Genomic DNA, 15,280 nt, shown 5'->3' on the forward strand with positions numbered 1-15,280 from the left:
GTGTAGCCACTTGATACCTTTATAAAGTTTGACGTGCAGACTTGGGCTATTGCGAAATAGCCGTATTTTGCCTTTTGTTTTTGGAATCTACCCATATATTTGGCACTGAACCGCCCGGTGTTAAGAAAATCTGCGCGTCTTTGTTTTCTCTAAGCGCGTCATTAAACTTCCCTTGCATTTCAATCTGTCGCAATTCAAGCAATCTTTGCGAGAGACTTTCGCTTACAAGCTGGTTTGCCTTTGCTTGTCCATTAGCCTCGATAATCGCTGCATCTGCCTTACCTTGTGAGCGCTCACGCAATGCACGCGCCTCTTCTTTAGCTTTCTCGGCTTCTTGTTTTGCTACTTGGACTTGCTCGATTTTATTTTTCACTTCTGGTGGCAAAATAATCTTACGCAACTCCACAGAATCTAAGCGCACAGGTTTATCGCGGATTGCGTTAATTTTATTTTGAAAGTTTGTGGCGATGAGATTTGCGATTTCATCCCTCTTGCTTGGCAATTCCTCCGCGTGGTAGTTCCCTATCACACTTCCTACTACTTCTAGGATTCCGGGCACGATGATGACCTCGTCCCACAAAGTCGTATAATCCCTAATCGTATCTGATACTTTTGAGCGGTCAAGCTGGTATTTAAGCGTTAGCTCGATAGCCACATCAAGACCGAGCTTATCACGCACTTGGATTGGCACTTTTTGCGCGATACTTTGATTATTGCGCCGTTCCATATCTTCATTGCTTGTAAAATGCAAAGTTTTTACGCGGGTATCAACGATAATCACATGTTCAATTGGCGGGATAAAGAAATGCAAGCCTGCTTCAAGCGGCTGTTTTTGGTATTCTCCCAAATGCACCTTAATCCCAACTTCGCCAGAATTCACAATCACAAAAGGCTTCTGCGCAATGAGAATGACTAAAAGCGCGATGATAATAAGCCAAATAAAAAGCTTCTTTCCGCTTGGCACGAAATTTGTAAAATTGCTAAAATCACTCCCACCTCTATTGTTATTCCAATTATTGCCACCGCCCCAATTGTTATTGTTTCTGCCGTCATCTTTCTTTGGTTCTGGATTCTCTTTTTGCTGATTTTGGCTTTGCTGGCGCTTGTTTTTTAGATGTTCGTTTAAATCAATGGGCATAAAAATCCTTTTAAATTCTTTTTAAATATAGGTGAGCCATTCTTTGTGTTTTTCGTTTTTGCCCCGCACCACTTCAAAGAACGCCTCTTGAAGTCTCTTTGTGATAGGACCTCGCGTGCCTAGCCCAATCTGACGAGAATCAAGCTCTCTAATAGGCGTAATCTCTGCCGCAGTGCCTGTGAAAAACGCCTCATCAGCGATATAGATTTCATCACGCGTGATTTTACGCTCAATAAATGGAATCCCCAAATCTTTTGCAAGTGTAATCACGCTTGCTTGTGTGATGGATTCCAAACTATTATCATGTGGAGGGGTGATAAGCACACCATCGCGCACGATAAAGATACACTCCCCACTGCCCTCTGCTATAAAGCCATTTTCATCAAGCAAGAGCGCTTCCTCGCAACCACACTCAATAGCTTCTAGTTTTGCCATTTGTGAGTTGAGATAGCTTGCTGCGGACTTTGCTTTTCCCATAATGGATTTTATGCTATTGCGTGCAAAAGAGCTTGTTTTTACTTTTATGCCATTTGTGATGCCTTCATCTCCAAGATACGCGCCCCATTCCCACGCAGCTATCGCCACATTTACAGGTGCTTTTATATGATAGAGCCCCATAACGCCATAGCCTAGATAAATGAGCGGGCGAATATACACACTTGCCTTATAGCAATGCGCATTTTTTTGTAACAATTCAATTTGTGCCGTTTCTAGTTCTTCTTGAGAATACGGACATTTGATGGCTGTGATTTTGGCAGAATTTAAAAGACGCTTTGTGTGGTCTTTCAAGCGAAAAATCGCTAATCCTTTGGGCGTCATATACGCCCTCGTTCCTTCAAAAACGGCATTTCCATAATGCAAAGTATGACTTAAAACATGTGTCGTAGCTTCTTGCCACCTTACAAAAGCGCCATCTTTCCAAATATAATCGGCTTCTGGTAACATACGAACTCCTTTAAAATAAGGCTATATCTTAGGAAGAGATTCATAAAATATAGCAAATAGTAAGAAAAATTATCTCTTAGAGAATTGTGGTGATCTTCTCGCTTTTTTCTTTCCGTATTTTTTACGCTCAACCACACGAGAATCCCTTGTAAGCAAGCCTTTTGGCTTCAAAATCGCACGAAATGCTACATCATAGCTATTGAGTGCTTTTGAGATTCCGTGACGCAAAGCCTCCGCCTGCGCACTATAACCACCGCCAAGCGTTTGAGCGATAATATCCACAGATTTTTCTTGCTTTGTAAGGATAAGTGGTTGCATAACTTTCATTTTGATTGCCTCGTGCCCGCCTAGCCAGTCATTAAGACTCATACCATTAATGCTGAGTTTGCCGGAGCCACTTTGTAGCCACACTTTTGCGATGGCTGTTTTTCTTTTACCTGTTGCATAGATTTTTGTCATTAGCTATCCTTTTGTGTGTTCTATTTTGCTACAGCTGAATTTTTTGCTACTTGTGCGCTGTGTGGATGTGTATCACCCTTATAGACTTTGAGTTTTTTAAGTTGTGCGCGTCCAAGCTTTGTTTTTGGGAGCATACCGCGCACTGCTAGGTGATAGAGCTTTTCAGGCGACTTTTGGAGCATCTCTTCAAGCGTTTTGCTTTTTGTGCTACCAAAATAGCCGGAGTGTGTGAAATACTCCTTATCTTTGAGCTTCATACCACTAAATTTTACTTCCACAGCATTGATAATGATGACAAAGTCGCCACAATCAACATTTGGCGTAAAACAAGGCTTGTGCTTCCCGCGCAAAAGTGTAGCTACCTCTGCAATCAAGCGACCAAAAATTTTATCTTTCGCATCAAGCACGACCCACTGACGATTAATATCAGCTTGTGTTGCTATCTTTGTAAGTTCCATAAAGAATCCTTAAAAATTGGAGTTAAAGGAGCGCGATTATAAGGAGAGTTTCCTTAAGACAAAGTTAAATTCATTGTGATATAAGGATTGCAAGGCGATGATAAGAATTATCACAACACTTGCAATACTACCTATAAGAAAGCTTAGTGGCTCAAAAAGCTTAGATTCTAAAAGCCCGATAAGTGCGAAAGTGAATCCTATATAGCACAAAAGGCGTAAAAACGAAAAGCTTAGCTTCACACCAACCAAAAAGCGAGAGGTAAAGGGGATTTGAGTTTCTTTTGATTGTATCGCCTCCGCGGAAGTTGCTTTTGCTTCGTTGCACTTTGCTTGCGTGCTCATACTTGGCGATTTGATTAGGTTTGTAGATTCTGTAACGCTCTCTTTAGAATCTTGCGTATTGGTGCTAGATTTTTTGCCATTTTGGGAATCTGTGGATTCTTGCTTTTGTGCGTTTAGCTCTGCTAAAAGTGCTTCTTCTTTCGTTCTTTGCACTTGCTTGATAATCCCAAAAAACGACGCAAATAAAATAAGGCTAAACCCGATAAACGCGCACTCAAAGCTTGCAAAATGTGGCAAACCAAAAAACGCGCTCACCACCCCGCCAACTAGCGCCACGCCACACAGTGCACACAGCGCAAAAATGAGCATGGCGCGCTTTATGCTAGTCCTCATCATCTTCTTTGTCCCATTGTTTTTGTTTTTTCAAAAAGGCTTGCGAGTTGTAGCGCGGATTTTTTGCCAGCTCATCAAGTGCCTTTTTTTGGCGTTTGTAGGCTTTGTAGATATTTGAAATTGCCGCGCAGATTCCCCAAAAAATCCCAAGCCACAAGAGCCACTCATAAGAAAAGAGTTTTTTTAATCCAAATCCAAGCCCAAATCCAAGCGCAATTGCTACGATAATGGAAATGCCCAAGCTCAAATCATACGCACCCTCAATGACTTTTTGGAATTTTGGCAGTTTTTGAGAATCTTTTGTGGAATGCTTTAAGTTTTGTAAATCTTTTTGGTTGGAATCCATTCTTAAAGCCCTTGCGTGATTTCTGCAAAGCATTCTTTTGCTGCGCAAATTGTGGTGTCAATCTCTTTTTCGCCCATACTCGTGCAAATAAAGCCCGTCTCAAACTGCGAGCAAGCAAGATACACGCCTTTTTCAAGCATTTTTTGATGAAACTTTGCAAAAAGTGCGGTGTCTGCTTTTTTGGCATCATCAAAATTTTTCACTTCATTTTCACAAAAGAAAAAGCCAAACATAGAGCCTCTAAATGTCGTCTGTATCGGGATTTTATATTTATTTGCAGATTCTTTTAATCCCGCTGTTAATTTGCGTGCGAGATTCTCTAAATATGTATAAATTTTTGGATCTGCCTTTAATTTGCTAAGCGCACACAAGCCACCGCTCACAGCAAGCGGATTCCCACTTAGTGTGCCTGCTTGATACACGCCACCCACAGGAGAGAGCAGATTCATTATCTCATCTTTTCCACCAAACGCAGCAAGGGGCATTCCAGCACCAATAACCTTGCCAAAAGTCGCCATATCCGGCAACACATCACAAAAGCTAAGCGCGCCTTTCAGGCTAGCGCGAAACCCGCTCATTACTTCATCAAAAATAAGCACCGCACTAAATTCATTGCAAAGCTTGCGCAATGCGCGCAAAAACTCTTTGCTTGCCGGCACAAGTCCCATATTCCCAGCGATTGGCTCGATAATCACGCAACCTACGCCACTACCATTTTTCGCGCTTGTCTCAAAGCAAGCACGCACAGAATCTATATCGTTATAGCGCGCGACTAAAGTATGCTTGCTAATATCCTTTGGCACGCCCGGCGAGCTAGGATTCCCAAAAGTCGCACAACCACTTCCCGCACTCACAAGCAAACTATCAGAATGCCCGTGGTAGCAACCTTCAAATTTTATAATATCATCTTTTCCGCTATATGCGCGCGCTAGGCGGATAGCGCTCATTGTGGCTTCAGTGCCGGAATTAACAAGGCGGATTTTTTCGACATTATCATAAACACTAATAATTTCTTTTGCCAAAGTCGTCTCAAGTTCGGTAGGTGCGCCAAAACTAAGCCCATTTTTTGCTGCGTGCAACACGCTAGATTCTATATCTTTGTCACAATGTCCAAAAATTAATGGTCCCCAGCTTTGCACAAAATCAATATAAACATTGTCATCTTCATCGTATAAATACGCTCCTGCACCTTTTTTGATAAATCTAGGTGTCCCGCCTACAGAGCCAAACGCACGCACAGGGGAATTTACGCCACCTACAATCACTTGTTTTGCTTCATTAAAATTATTGATACTATGGATAAGCTCCATTTTGCCTCCTTAGGAAAAATGTCTGAAAAATCGCATTATAGCGGATTACGCCCAAATAGCACTTTAAGCGACATTTTAAGCGATACTTTCAAATTTTTAGTTTCGCATAAGCGTTACAGGCGCGCTTTGTGGGGATTCTATGCCAAATTCATCAATGCTAGAAACGCTGTAAGTGTAGTTAAGCGCGCGTTTGGTTTCTTTGTCAATAAAACTTGTGGATTTTATATTGTTGTAGCGATTAGAGCGGTTTGTTTGGGGTTCTTTGCGATAGAGTGCGTATTTCTTTGCGCGAGAATCTTCTGGTTCGCTCCATTGAATGATGATATTGCGTCCTTCAACCCTAGAGCTTGTGATTTTTGGTGCTTGTGGGCGTGCAAGTGTAGAGCCAACAAGCGGTGTTTTTAGCATTTCTCCATCTAAATCATAAGAATCTAGCCCAACAATTTGATAGCGCACGCTTTGCCCGTGTTCTTTGAGTGTGTGGGTAAAATGCGTTTTTGTCGTGGTGGCAAGGACTTTGTATTGTCCGTTATTGTCCATATCCGCGTAGATTCTGTAACGTTTGGCTTGGGAGATCGGATTCCAATTCAGCTCGATTTTAAGCGCCAAATTATGCGAGGCGCTGGCATTTTCCACACTTGGCAAAAGCTCAAGCGTGCGCTCACTCACTTCGATAGAAGGCTCGCTTAGATTCCCTAGAAAATCCTTTGCAAGCACGCGGTAAGTGTAAGTTGTGCCATCTTGAAGATTAGTATCAAAATACTCGATATTAAAGCGCCCTTTAAGCTCGGTAATATTGATAAATACGCCTTCATCGTTTTGACGTTGGATAATGTAGGATTTTATGCTCGGATTTGCGTGTGGGGCGATGACTATTTTTAGTGTTTTTGGCTTATGGTTTAGTACAAAAAGCCCTTCTATCGGGTCGATGAAAGAAGTTTCTACTCTAATAGTTTTGCTAAGATTACTCATTGTTTTATCCTCGCCAAGTGTGGCAAAAAGATAGTAATACGCGCTTTTTGGCGTAAGGTTTGTATCAAAAAAATGCGTGGTAAGGGGATTTTTTAAAATTGCAATTTGTTTAAAGGCGCTAAAAGGCAGATTTTCCTGCTCTAACTCCTCGCGACCAAAATCGCCCTCATTTGCGCGATAGATGACAAAACCTTCAATCTCTAACTTTTCTAAGATATTTTGAGAATCCACCTTTTGCGCGGGTATTTCCCATTCAAAGCCTATGGTGCTGACATCGCTAATGGTGCGAATATTTGAAAGAGTTGGCAAATTAGAATCTTGTTCAAATTTTTGGTTAAATCCTTGCGTGAGTGTCGCACAGCCTGTGAGATTGAGGCTAAAAATTGCTAAAACGTTGCAAGAGAGTGTTGTTATCCAGCACTTCATTGAGTTTGTCCTTTTGGAAGTTTTGTTCTAAAAAGTTTAGCATATCGGCAAAAAGTGGGGCTTTAAAAAATAGTGTATCCATCGTGCTTGGGTGTTGTAGATACATTATGTGGGCGTGTAGCAAGATTCTGCCATTGTAAGAAATCCTGCTAGATTCTTGCTTGTAGCCATAGAGTTCATCGCCTAAAATATGGCGGTTGATGCTTTCTAAATGCGCGCGGATTTGGTGCGTCCTGCCGGTAAATAGCTTTATGGCAATGAGTTCAAAACAACCATTTTTGGAATCTAAAAGCTTAACAAACGCGCTTTTTGCGTAGCGGAGGTTTTTTGGCAAAGTTGGCGTGCTTTGGGGAATTTGTGGATTTTGTGCGCTTTGAAGTCTGTGCGCAAAGTGAGAATCTTGTAAAAGGTGAGAATCTTGCAAAGGTTGGGAATCAATAGAAGCCAGCTTTGCCATTTTAAGGCGATTTTTAGGATTGCGCCCAAGATAGCATTCAATCACCATATCACTTTTAAGCTTTGGCGTGATTACAGCGAGATAGATTCTCCCCATTGTGCGAGTTTTGAGCTGATTGCTTAGAGAAGTATGCGCTTTTAAATTACGCGCCACCGCAAGCGCACCGCTTGTGAATCTATCCAGCCTATGCACAATTCCATAGCGCAAATTCCCACTTAAAGAATCTAGGGGTTTTTGGGTGAGTTTGAGCCAGTCAAGCAAAGTTGGCTCTTTGGTGGAGGGCGCATCGTGGATAATGAGATTTGGCGGTTTGTTAAGAAGTAAAATATCATCATCTTTGTAGAGAATCTCAATTTGACTAAATTCTTTTTTAGAAACTAGCGTTTTATCCTGCGTAAGCGTGCTAGATTCTGTATTTTGCAAGGCTTGTTGTTGCGCAAATTCCACGCAGTCATTTAGCTTTAAAAGCGCACTTGGTTTGGCGCAGATTTTGCCATTTACGCGCACACCTTGAGATTTGATACATTCCGCCACCTGCGCGCGCGAAGCATTGAGATTCTGACTTAGAAAAATATCAAGGCGCATTTTGGTAGCGTTTTCTGATATAATAATTTTTTTCATAATTTTAAATAGTCTTTTGCGTGGGATTTTTAAGGATTAAGCATTGAATGCGAAGAAAATTTTAGCACATTTTGATTTTATTGTGATTTTGCTCGTTGTACCTTTAATTGTGCTGTCATTTTTTTTGGTGAGCGAGCTTGATAGTGTGCTTTTTGCAAAGCAGTTAAAATACCTAGCCCTTAGCCTTTGCGTGGCTGTGGTGCTTTTTTTTATTCCTTACAGACGTTTAAATTACTCGATTATTTTTTTGTATGTGTTGCTATTGCTTTTGGTGATAGCAGTGAAGTTTGTGGGTGTAGAGAAAAATCACGCGCAACGTTGGATTGAGATTCCATTTACAAGCTTTTCAATCCAGCCAAGCGAGATTATGAAAGTTGCGCTTATGCTCTTCCTCGCCTCATATATTTCTAAGAATCCGCCGCCAGAAAGTGGCTATGGATGGAAAGATTTTGGGATTATAGCCTCATTTGTCATTTTGCCATTTTTTCTTATTTTGTTAGAGCCGGATTTAGGCACGGCACTTATTATTTTGTTTGTGGGGTTTGGTGTGCTGTTTTTGGTTGGTGTGCATAAAAAGATTTGGATTACACTTGGAATTATTGGGTTTTTAAGTATTATTCCGGCTTATACTATTGCCATAAACACCGGGCTTTTGAAGCAATACCACGAAAAAAGGATAAATGACTTTGTCAGTGGAAACCACCCCTATCAAGTCCAGCAAGCTCTTATTGCCATTGGTTCAGGTGGCGCGAGTGGGAAGCCTCAAGTGCTCGCCACGCAATCCCAGCTAAAATTTCTCCCCTATGCAAGCACGGATTTTATTTTCGCATATTTTGTGGAGCGCTTTGGATTCCTTGGGGCGTTGGGACTTTTGGGGCTGTATTTTTTGCTTATTTTGTATTTGCTTAATATTTGTTTGAGCGCGGTGAAGGACTTTTTCTTGCGGGTGGTGAGCGGGTATATTGCGGTGCTCTTTTTTCTTTATGCGGGGGTAAATATTTGTATGGTGCTAGGGCTTGCACCTGTGGTTGGCGTGCCATTAGCGCTTATGAGCTACGGGGGGACGAGCTTTATGACTTTTGTTGCACTTTTAAGCATTTTAGAAAACACACTTGCCTTTCGCTTTGTTTTTAAGTATAATTCGGACTCTGCAAATGGCGGGGGGCCTTTAGCTCAGTTGGTTAGAGCGCTCGGCTCATAACCGATCGGTCGCAGGTTCGAGTCCTGCAAGGCCCACCACGCAAGGTTTTTACTTCTAGTTTTCTTAGATTCTCAAACATCAAAATCCATTAGAATCTTTTGAGCACCTTGATTTTTCTTTTATTTTTAAGCTACACTACCTTTTCAAAATCACACAACAAGGAGTTTTTATGAGCGTAGATTATTCAATCTCAAAAAATACAAGTGCCCCCCCCCCCTATAGGCTTTCTTTCAAAGTATAAAAACTTTTTAAAAAATTCTTTCGATTCTCAAAATTCTTGTTTTTCTCCGCTTTTTTCAAGTATCGTAATCTTTCTTGGCTTGTATGTATTTTTGCTTTTTGTCAATGTAATGTTTCCCGTGCAAAGCGATGATTTAGGACATGCAACTACCAATTTTCAAGCAGCTATTTCTAGTTATATGGGCTGGAATGGGCGCATTGGCGATATGGCTCGCGTTTGGTTTGGGAGCTATCTTGCGACAATGAGTATTTTTAATTTTATCAATGCTTTCGTTGGCGTGGGCGTGTTGTATCTCTTTTTTGCCTTGCTTTTTGGGCGCTTACCAAATGGTGGGATTGAGAGCGCGACAATCTTTGCTGGTATGGTGTTTTTAATACTTTTTGATAGTGCTTTTGGTGCGATTTTTTATTGGGCGGCTGGAAGCTTTAATTATCTTTGGGCGTATTTTGTTATTTTGCTATGGCTTTTGCCTTATAGAATCTTTTGGGGCAGGGTATTAGCACAGGCAAACATACAAAGAACAAAAGAATCTTTTTTAGCACAATCTTTAAAATCGCTTGGTATGTTGTTTTTAGGTATTGTGGCTGGCTGGGCGAGCGAGCTTAATGCTGTGATAATTATTGTCCTGCTTGCTAGCTTGGTCATTGCGTGGCGTAAAAAAATTACACTTCCATTTTGGTATTTTTCAGGGGGGCTTGGGTTTTTAGCAGGATTCTTAGTGCTTTATTTTAGTCCGGGAAGTGCGAAGAGGGCTGCGCTTTTTCGTGGTTGGGGAGCATATTTCACACTTAAAGATTTATGGGATATGAGTTTTAGCCAAAAAATTGAGCGCATAAAATTTATTTTTAGCAAGGTTGATAACACTTATTTTAACATTGCGCTTTGTGTGAGTGTTGTAATCTATGCATTTACGCGTTTTCATAGGATTCTTTTGAGCCTTTGCGTGGCTGTTGCTGGGCTAGTAGCCATTAATGCAGTCTTTACATACGCACATAGTGTGTTATTTCTTAGCTTTTGCGCGATTATTGGCTTTTTACTTTTTTTAGATTCTAAAAAAGCCAGATTGCAAGATGAGGCGAAATTTTTTCTTATCCTAACGCTTGCTATTTTGCTTTATATGCTCTATATTAGCGCGACCATACAGATTCTTATTCCTCATCGCGCGCAGTTGCATTACACGCTGATTAAAATTACCTTGCTTGTGAGTTTGCTTGTGTATTTACGCGCAAAATGTGAATGCAAAACAATGCAATATCTTTATAAAGGGGCAAGTATCGCGTTATTGCTTATGGCATTTGTCTATGGTGCGTATGTGGCAAAGGAATGTTATAGTATGCATAATAAATGGCAACAAATGGTGGGCTTTATTGAGGGACAAAAGGCATTGGGAAATAAAAATATTGCAGTAAGTTTGAAATATTTTAAATCAAACTACAAATACTACACCGGCTGGCAGAATCCAGATTCTGACCCAAATAGCTGGCCAAATCCAACTTATGCAAAATATTTTGGGCTTGATAGCTTTATCGTAAAATAATTTTCTTACGCTTATGTCTTTTTACAAGGCATAGGCTACTCAAACTCCACTAGCACCATTCCCGCAAAAGCGTCATTTTTGTAAAATTCCACGCGATAAATGCGCGCGTTTGTATCAATGGCGAATTTCTTAAAAAGCGCTTTTTTATGCACTAAAGTATCAAATTCATTTGGCGCTGGCGAGGTATCACCTTTTTTGACAAAGCCAATCACATTTGCCCTCATATTAGAATCTGTATTCTTGGTTTCATCACGTGGCGTGTGGATAAGAAAGCTTGTTTTAGCTTTCACAAGCGAGCCAATTTTTACCTCCTGCCTCACATCATCAATGTCAAATTCCACGCTTTGTAGTGATTTATCAAACTCTAAATACAAAGGATTTAGGCGCATCATTGTGCGATTGCCATATTTCACATCTATAAGCGCACTTTGGGGCGCTTGAGAAAGTCCTAGAATCTTGCTCTTAGATTCTATATTCACACTTTGTAAATTCTGTTTTGCACTCAAAGGCATAGGGAAAAAATTTAGCGGAGATTTGATAGAAAATAGCGGGAGTGTGAGAATCTCATCAATTGTAAGCGTGATACTTGGGTCATTGATGAGCTTTGCCACCACTTGCGGAGTAAGCTCAAAATGCCTTTCAAATTCAATCCCCACCGCTTTCAAAAATCCTTCAATCCCTAGCAAATGATAATATGTCTTTTCGCGCAGGGGTAGAGTTTTGGATGCTTCGTGCGCGAAGGCTGGCTTATTATGCGTGATAGCAAAAAATGTCAAGCTTTTTTGCATTTGCGTGTCTTTTTTGGCGGTTTCTGTATTGCGCAAATGGTATTTGTGAAATGGCTTTAAAAGCCCGCTATTTGTGTGGTTTATCACTACTTCAATGATATTTTTTAAATCCCCAAAAGGACTTACATCAATAGAATCTTGGTCGATTATCGAGCAGTTCCCCCAACGTTTCGGACCAAAGGTTTCATTGATATATTTTGGACGATAAAAGCCGCTTCCATCGTGCATATGGAAAATCGCCTGCACCTTTGAATCAAGAATCTGTTCTTTGATTTTTTGGATTACCTCAAATTCTGGGTCATTTGAATCTAAGTTTGCAAATTTGCGATTCAAATCCCCATACACGCCTCGACTATTATAAAACATTGAGTGCGGGCTAAGTGAGGGGATTACGCGCACATTGCCTTTTTTAATCGTGTAGTATTGTAAAAAAAGATTTGTGGCATTATACGCGCCGGGCTCATCGCCCTGAATCCCGCTCATTATAAGCACATTTGGTCCTTGAGAATCTTCACTTGGCATATCATACACTTTAAAATCAATGGGCATCACACCCGCACACAGCATGAATTTTAAAGCAAGCATTAAAAGTAAAAAGATTCTCATTCATTCCCCTTAGTTTTCAAAAATATTTAAATATTTTTAGGACAAAAAATGCGCGATTATAACATAACTTCGCCATGCTTAAATGGAATAAAATGTGCTTTAAATTCACATTAAGGAGCTTTGAAAATCTTATTTAACAAGGAAAAATAATGATAGATTCTAAGACTTTAGCGCAAATTTCTAGCGCGCAAACTCCCCTTAATCACGAGACTTCACGGCAGGCAAATAAGCGCTTTGGTGAGGATATAAAAGGCGTGAATGAATTTATTGGTGCTTTGCAAAGTGCGCAGATTGTGCTTACAAAGATTCTCAAAATTGCACAGGACTGCTTGTATGATGCTACTGATTTGCAACAAGCCCAAATGAGCGAATCTGAACTTGATTCTAAAAAAGCACTTGCCATAAGTGAAATCGCCTCGCTTGTGGCAGAAGCGCAGTTTTTAGGCACGCCACTTTTTGATACAAATTTAAGCGCAAATATTAATGGCGCAAAACAAAGCATTTGCTTTGCTTCCCCACTAAGCCTTTCACCTGATTTTTACGCGCTAAGTGTGTATGTGCAAGAAAAGCAAGACGAGAGTATGCAACTATTGCTTCTTTTAAGCGAGGTGCTTAGCACGCCTTCAAATGCGCATTTTGAAAGTGTGGATTCTAACGCGCTTACTTCAATGCTAAAGGGCTAAAATGCTACGCTTTGCGCCATCGCCAACGGGCGATATGCATATTGGGAATCTGCGTGCGGCGATTTTTAACTACATTATCGCCAAGCAAACAAATCAACCCTTTTTAATCCGTATTGAAGACACCGACACAGCACGCAATATCGAGGGGAAAGATAAGGAAATTCTAAGTATTCTCAATCTCTTTGGGCTTTTGTGGGATAAGCTCGTGTATCAAAGTGATAATTTTCCTCGTCATAGACAATTAGCAGAGTATCTCATCGCGCAGGATAAGGCGTTTTATTGCTATTGTAGCAAGGAGTTTTTAGATAAGAAGCGCGAGGAGGCGAAAGAGCAAAAAAGGGCATTTCGCTATGAGAGTGTATGGGCGGAGCTTGAGAAAGATTCTAATCCAAAGCCTGTGGTGCGCTTGCGTGGGGTGGATAGAGAGATAAACTTTGAAGATGTGATAAAAGGAAAGCTCACTTTTGCACCAAATGAGGTGGAAAGCTTTGTGATTTTAAAAGATGATGGCATTCCTACCTATAACTTTGCCTGCGCGGTAGATGATATGCTTTATGATGTGAGCTTTATCGTGCGTGGCGAGGATCATGTGAGTAATACGCCAAAGCAGATTCTCGTGCATAAATCTTTGGGCTATGATAAAAATATCGGCTATGCGCATTTGCCAATCATTTTGGGTGATAATGGGAGCAAAATGAGCAAGCGCGATAGTGCATCAAGTGTGAGCTGGCTTTTGGAGCAGGGCTATTTGCCACAGGCGATTTGTAACTATCTCATCGGTATGGGGAATAAAACGCCATATGAAGTGTTTAAATTGCAAGATGCGCTTGAGTGGTTTGATATTAAAAATGTTGCAAAAGCGCCGGTAAAGTTTGATATAAAGCGTCTGCGCTATTTAAATAGAGAACATTTGAAGCGACTAAATGAGTCTGAGCTTGCACTTCTTTTGCAATCAAGTGATGCGAGTATCGGCGCGATTGCAAAACTGCATTTGCAAGAGGCTAGCACGCTTAATGAAATCCGCGAGAAAGTGGATTGTATTTTCGCACCAAAGGATATTTACGCGCTCTATGAGGGGCAGGATTTTAGCAAGGAAGCACAGATTCTCTATGATACATTGCGCGAGCTTATACAAACAAAATCTAATGCCTTGCAAGAATATGAAAGCTTGAAAGAAGTCCTCTTGATGCGCACAAACTTAAAGGGTAAAAGCTTTTTTAAGCCTTTGCGTATTTTGCTAACGGGCAATTCCCAAGGCTTAGAGCTAAACGAACTCTATCCTTATTTGCGCTTTTTCCTAGATGAGATTGTGAGGCTAAAGCCTCGCTCTTAAGGCATACAAGGTTTAATTTAAAGAGTATCATTCCTTGTTTTATAAGCTTTAAGAATCTGTTCTCGTAAAGAATAAAGCTCATTAATGTGTGTAAATTTTTGCTCTGTTCCATCGGGGAATTCGATACGATTTTCCTGTTTTTTGAAGAGATAAAGTCGGCAAATCCATTTGTCTTGCAAACTAACACGCAAATAAGGTGGCCTCGCTTTCGTTTTGTAATAGTCAATCCGTGATGAATCCACTCCTGCATTGCCCAAAATAGATTTGATAATCTGGAATCCTTGTAACTCCTCTTTCGTGAGGGGTATTTTCTTATCTTTTATTTCTCCATTTTCTTTGTTGTTATTGGGATTTTGGAGGTTGTTTTTAATATTTACATTTTTTTCATACGCAGTGTCACTTATAAATTCTTCAAGTGATTTTTTGATATGTTTTCTAAATTTCTCTATTGTACTACTTATCATTTTTTGCTTGGTGAGTCGCCTTGCAAAAAATGTGACAAATTCATCACTAGGTTTATTGATTTCTTGTTTGAAAATCTCTTGTATTTCACGATGATATTTTTTCTCCTTAGCCACTCTTAAAATATCATCTATATCAAGTTTAGAGTAAATAAAACGTTCCAAATCCTTTATATCTCTGGCCTTTGGGTTTTCAAGATTTATCACAAGAAATGGAATCTTATCCATAAGATTTTGGTGCTCCATATCTGTGAAAAATCGGTATTCTATGCCATTTGTAAGTATGGCAAATTTTATGCTTGGTGCGGTTTTGAAATATCTGACAAGTTGGTTGATGTGGTTATCAAGGTTTTCTGCGTGATTTTTAGCCTCTATCATGATAAAAGGCTTATTGTCTTTGAAAATAGCATAATCAACTTTTTCGCCCTTTTTTATGCCAACATCTGTAGTGTATTCAGGCACAACAATACTTGGATTAGTTACATCATAACCAAGTGCTTTGAGAAATGGAATAACAAAAGTCATTTTGGTAGCTTCTTCAGTTTTCACAAGTGATTTCCTTTCAGAAATTGTCTCGACGATAGTATTTATTGCACTTTCAAAGTCCATAAATCCCCCTTAAA

15 protein-coding genes and 1 tRNA gene are annotated in these 15,280 nt (G+C 40.3%); 5 read left to right on the forward strand and 11 right to left on the reverse strand.

Annotated elements, in window-relative coordinates; all coding sequences use genetic code 11:
* Positions 1-46 precede the first annotated feature (46 nt).
* The 9 genes from A3217_RS01190 to A3217_RS01230 form a co-directional block, all read right to left on the reverse strand.
* Positions 47-1,138, reverse strand: coding sequence for a prohibitin family protein (locus A3217_RS01190; RefSeq protein WP_066386980.1), 1,092 nt, complete (start codon positions 1,136-1,138; stop codon positions 47-49).
* 21 nt (positions 1,139-1,159) lie between these two features.
* Positions 1,160-2,083 (reverse strand): branched-chain amino acid transaminase, encoded by a 924-nt coding sequence (locus A3217_RS01195; RefSeq protein ID WP_066386983.1) that lies wholly within the window; start codon positions 2,081-2,083, stop codon positions 1,160-1,162.
* Positions 2,084-2,152: 69 nt separating this feature from the next.
* Positions 2,153-2,542: a 30S ribosomal protein S9 gene (gene rpsI / locus A3217_RS01200; protein ID WP_066386987.1), complete on the reverse strand. Its 390-nt coding sequence runs from the start codon at positions 2,540-2,542 to the stop codon at positions 2,153-2,155.
* 20 nt (positions 2,543-2,562) lie between these two features.
* Positions 2,563-3,000 carry a 50S ribosomal protein L13 gene (rplM, locus tag A3217_RS01205; protein WP_066386989.1) on the reverse strand — a complete coding sequence of 146 codons (438 nt, stop codon included), beginning with the start codon at positions 2,998-3,000 and terminating at the stop codon, positions 2,563-2,565.
* Between the two features lie 36 nt (positions 3,001-3,036).
* Entirely contained in the window at positions 3,037-3,675 is a 639-nt protein-coding gene (locus A3217_RS01210; RefSeq protein ID WP_066386990.1) for a hypothetical protein, read from the reverse strand.
* Positions 3,665-4,021 carry an AtpZ/AtpI family protein gene (locus A3217_RS01215; protein ID WP_066386992.1) on the reverse strand — a complete coding sequence of 119 codons (357 nt, stop codon included), beginning with the start codon at positions 4,019-4,021 and terminating at the stop codon, positions 3,665-3,667. Before A3217_RS01215 ends, A3217_RS01210 begins: the two co-directional genes overlap by 11 nt.
* 2 nt (positions 4,022-4,023) lie before the next feature.
* On the reverse strand, positions 4,024-5,331 hold the full coding sequence (gene hemL / locus A3217_RS01220; RefSeq protein ID WP_066386994.1) for a glutamate-1-semialdehyde 2,1-aminomutase: 1,308 nt from the start codon (positions 5,329-5,331) through the stop codon (positions 4,024-4,026).
* Between the two features lie 96 nt (positions 5,332-5,427).
* A complete protein-coding gene (locus tag A3217_RS01225) occupies positions 5,428-6,729 on the reverse strand; it encodes a fibronectin type III domain-containing protein (RefSeq protein ID WP_066386995.1) in 1,302 nt (433 codons plus the stop codon).
* Positions 6,680-7,807, reverse strand: coding sequence for an RluA family pseudouridine synthase (locus tag A3217_RS01230; protein ID WP_066386999.1), 1,128 nt, complete (start codon positions 7,805-7,807; stop codon positions 6,680-6,682). Before A3217_RS01230 ends, A3217_RS01225 begins: the two co-directional genes overlap by 50 nt.
* A 43-nt stretch (positions 7,808-7,850) precedes the next feature.
* Between A3217_RS01230 and A3217_RS01235 the strand changes: the two genes are divergently transcribed.
* The 3 genes from A3217_RS01235 to A3217_RS01245 all read left to right on the forward strand — a co-directional run bounded on the left by A3217_RS01235 (position 7,851) and on the right by A3217_RS01245 (position 10,786).
* Positions 7,851-9,008, forward strand: a complete 1,158-nt coding sequence (locus tag A3217_RS01235) for an FtsW/RodA/SpoVE family cell cycle protein (RefSeq protein ID WP_082807940.1) — start codon at positions 7,851-7,853, stop codon at positions 9,006-9,008.
* Positions 8,970-9,046: transfer RNA gene (locus tag A3217_RS01240), tRNA-Ile, on the forward strand. Before A3217_RS01235 ends, A3217_RS01240 begins: the two co-directional genes overlap by 39 nt.
* 165 nt (positions 9,047-9,211) lie before the next feature.
* Complete coding sequence (locus tag A3217_RS01245) at positions 9,212-10,786, forward strand: DUF6056 family protein (RefSeq protein ID WP_066387002.1); 1,575 nt, start codon at positions 9,212-9,214, stop codon at positions 10,784-10,786.
* A 35-nt stretch (positions 10,787-10,821) separates the two neighbouring features.
* On the opposite strand, the gene A3217_RS01250 is transcribed toward A3217_RS01245, so the two are convergent.
* A complete protein-coding gene (locus tag A3217_RS01250; protein WP_066387004.1) occupies positions 10,822-12,180 on the reverse strand; it encodes a M99 family carboxypeptidase catalytic domain-containing protein in 1,359 nt (452 codons plus the stop codon).
* Positions 12,181-12,329: 149 nt separating this feature from the next.
* Here A3217_RS01250 and A3217_RS01255 point away from each other — a divergent pair, with 149 nt between their 5' ends.
* Both A3217_RS01255 and gltX read left to right on the forward strand, forming a co-directional pair.
* A complete protein-coding gene (locus A3217_RS01255; RefSeq protein WP_066387007.1) occupies positions 12,330-12,863 on the forward strand; it encodes a flagellar FLiS export co-chaperone in 534 nt (177 codons plus the stop codon).
* A 1-nt stretch (position 12,864) separates the two neighbouring features.
* On the forward strand, positions 12,865-14,196 hold the full coding sequence (gltX, locus tag A3217_RS01260; protein ID WP_066387009.1) for a glutamate--tRNA ligase: 1,332 nt from the start codon (positions 12,865-12,867) through the stop codon (positions 14,194-14,196).
* A 17-nt stretch (positions 14,197-14,213) separates the two neighbouring features.
* Here the strand turns inward: gltX and A3217_RS01265 are convergent, their stop codons facing one another.
* The gene (locus tag A3217_RS01265) at positions 14,214-15,266 is read right to left on the reverse strand and encodes a type I restriction endonuclease (protein ID WP_066387011.1); all 1,053 of its coding nucleotides are present in this window, start codon (positions 15,264-15,266) and stop codon (positions 14,214-14,216) included.
* Positions 15,267-15,280: the final 14 nt, after the last annotated feature.

Origin of the sequence: Helicobacter himalayensis, from assembly GCF_001602095.1 — a bacterium.
Taxonomy (GTDB): Bacteria; Campylobacterota; Campylobacteria; order Campylobacterales; family Helicobacteraceae; genus Helicobacter_F; species Helicobacter_F himalayensis.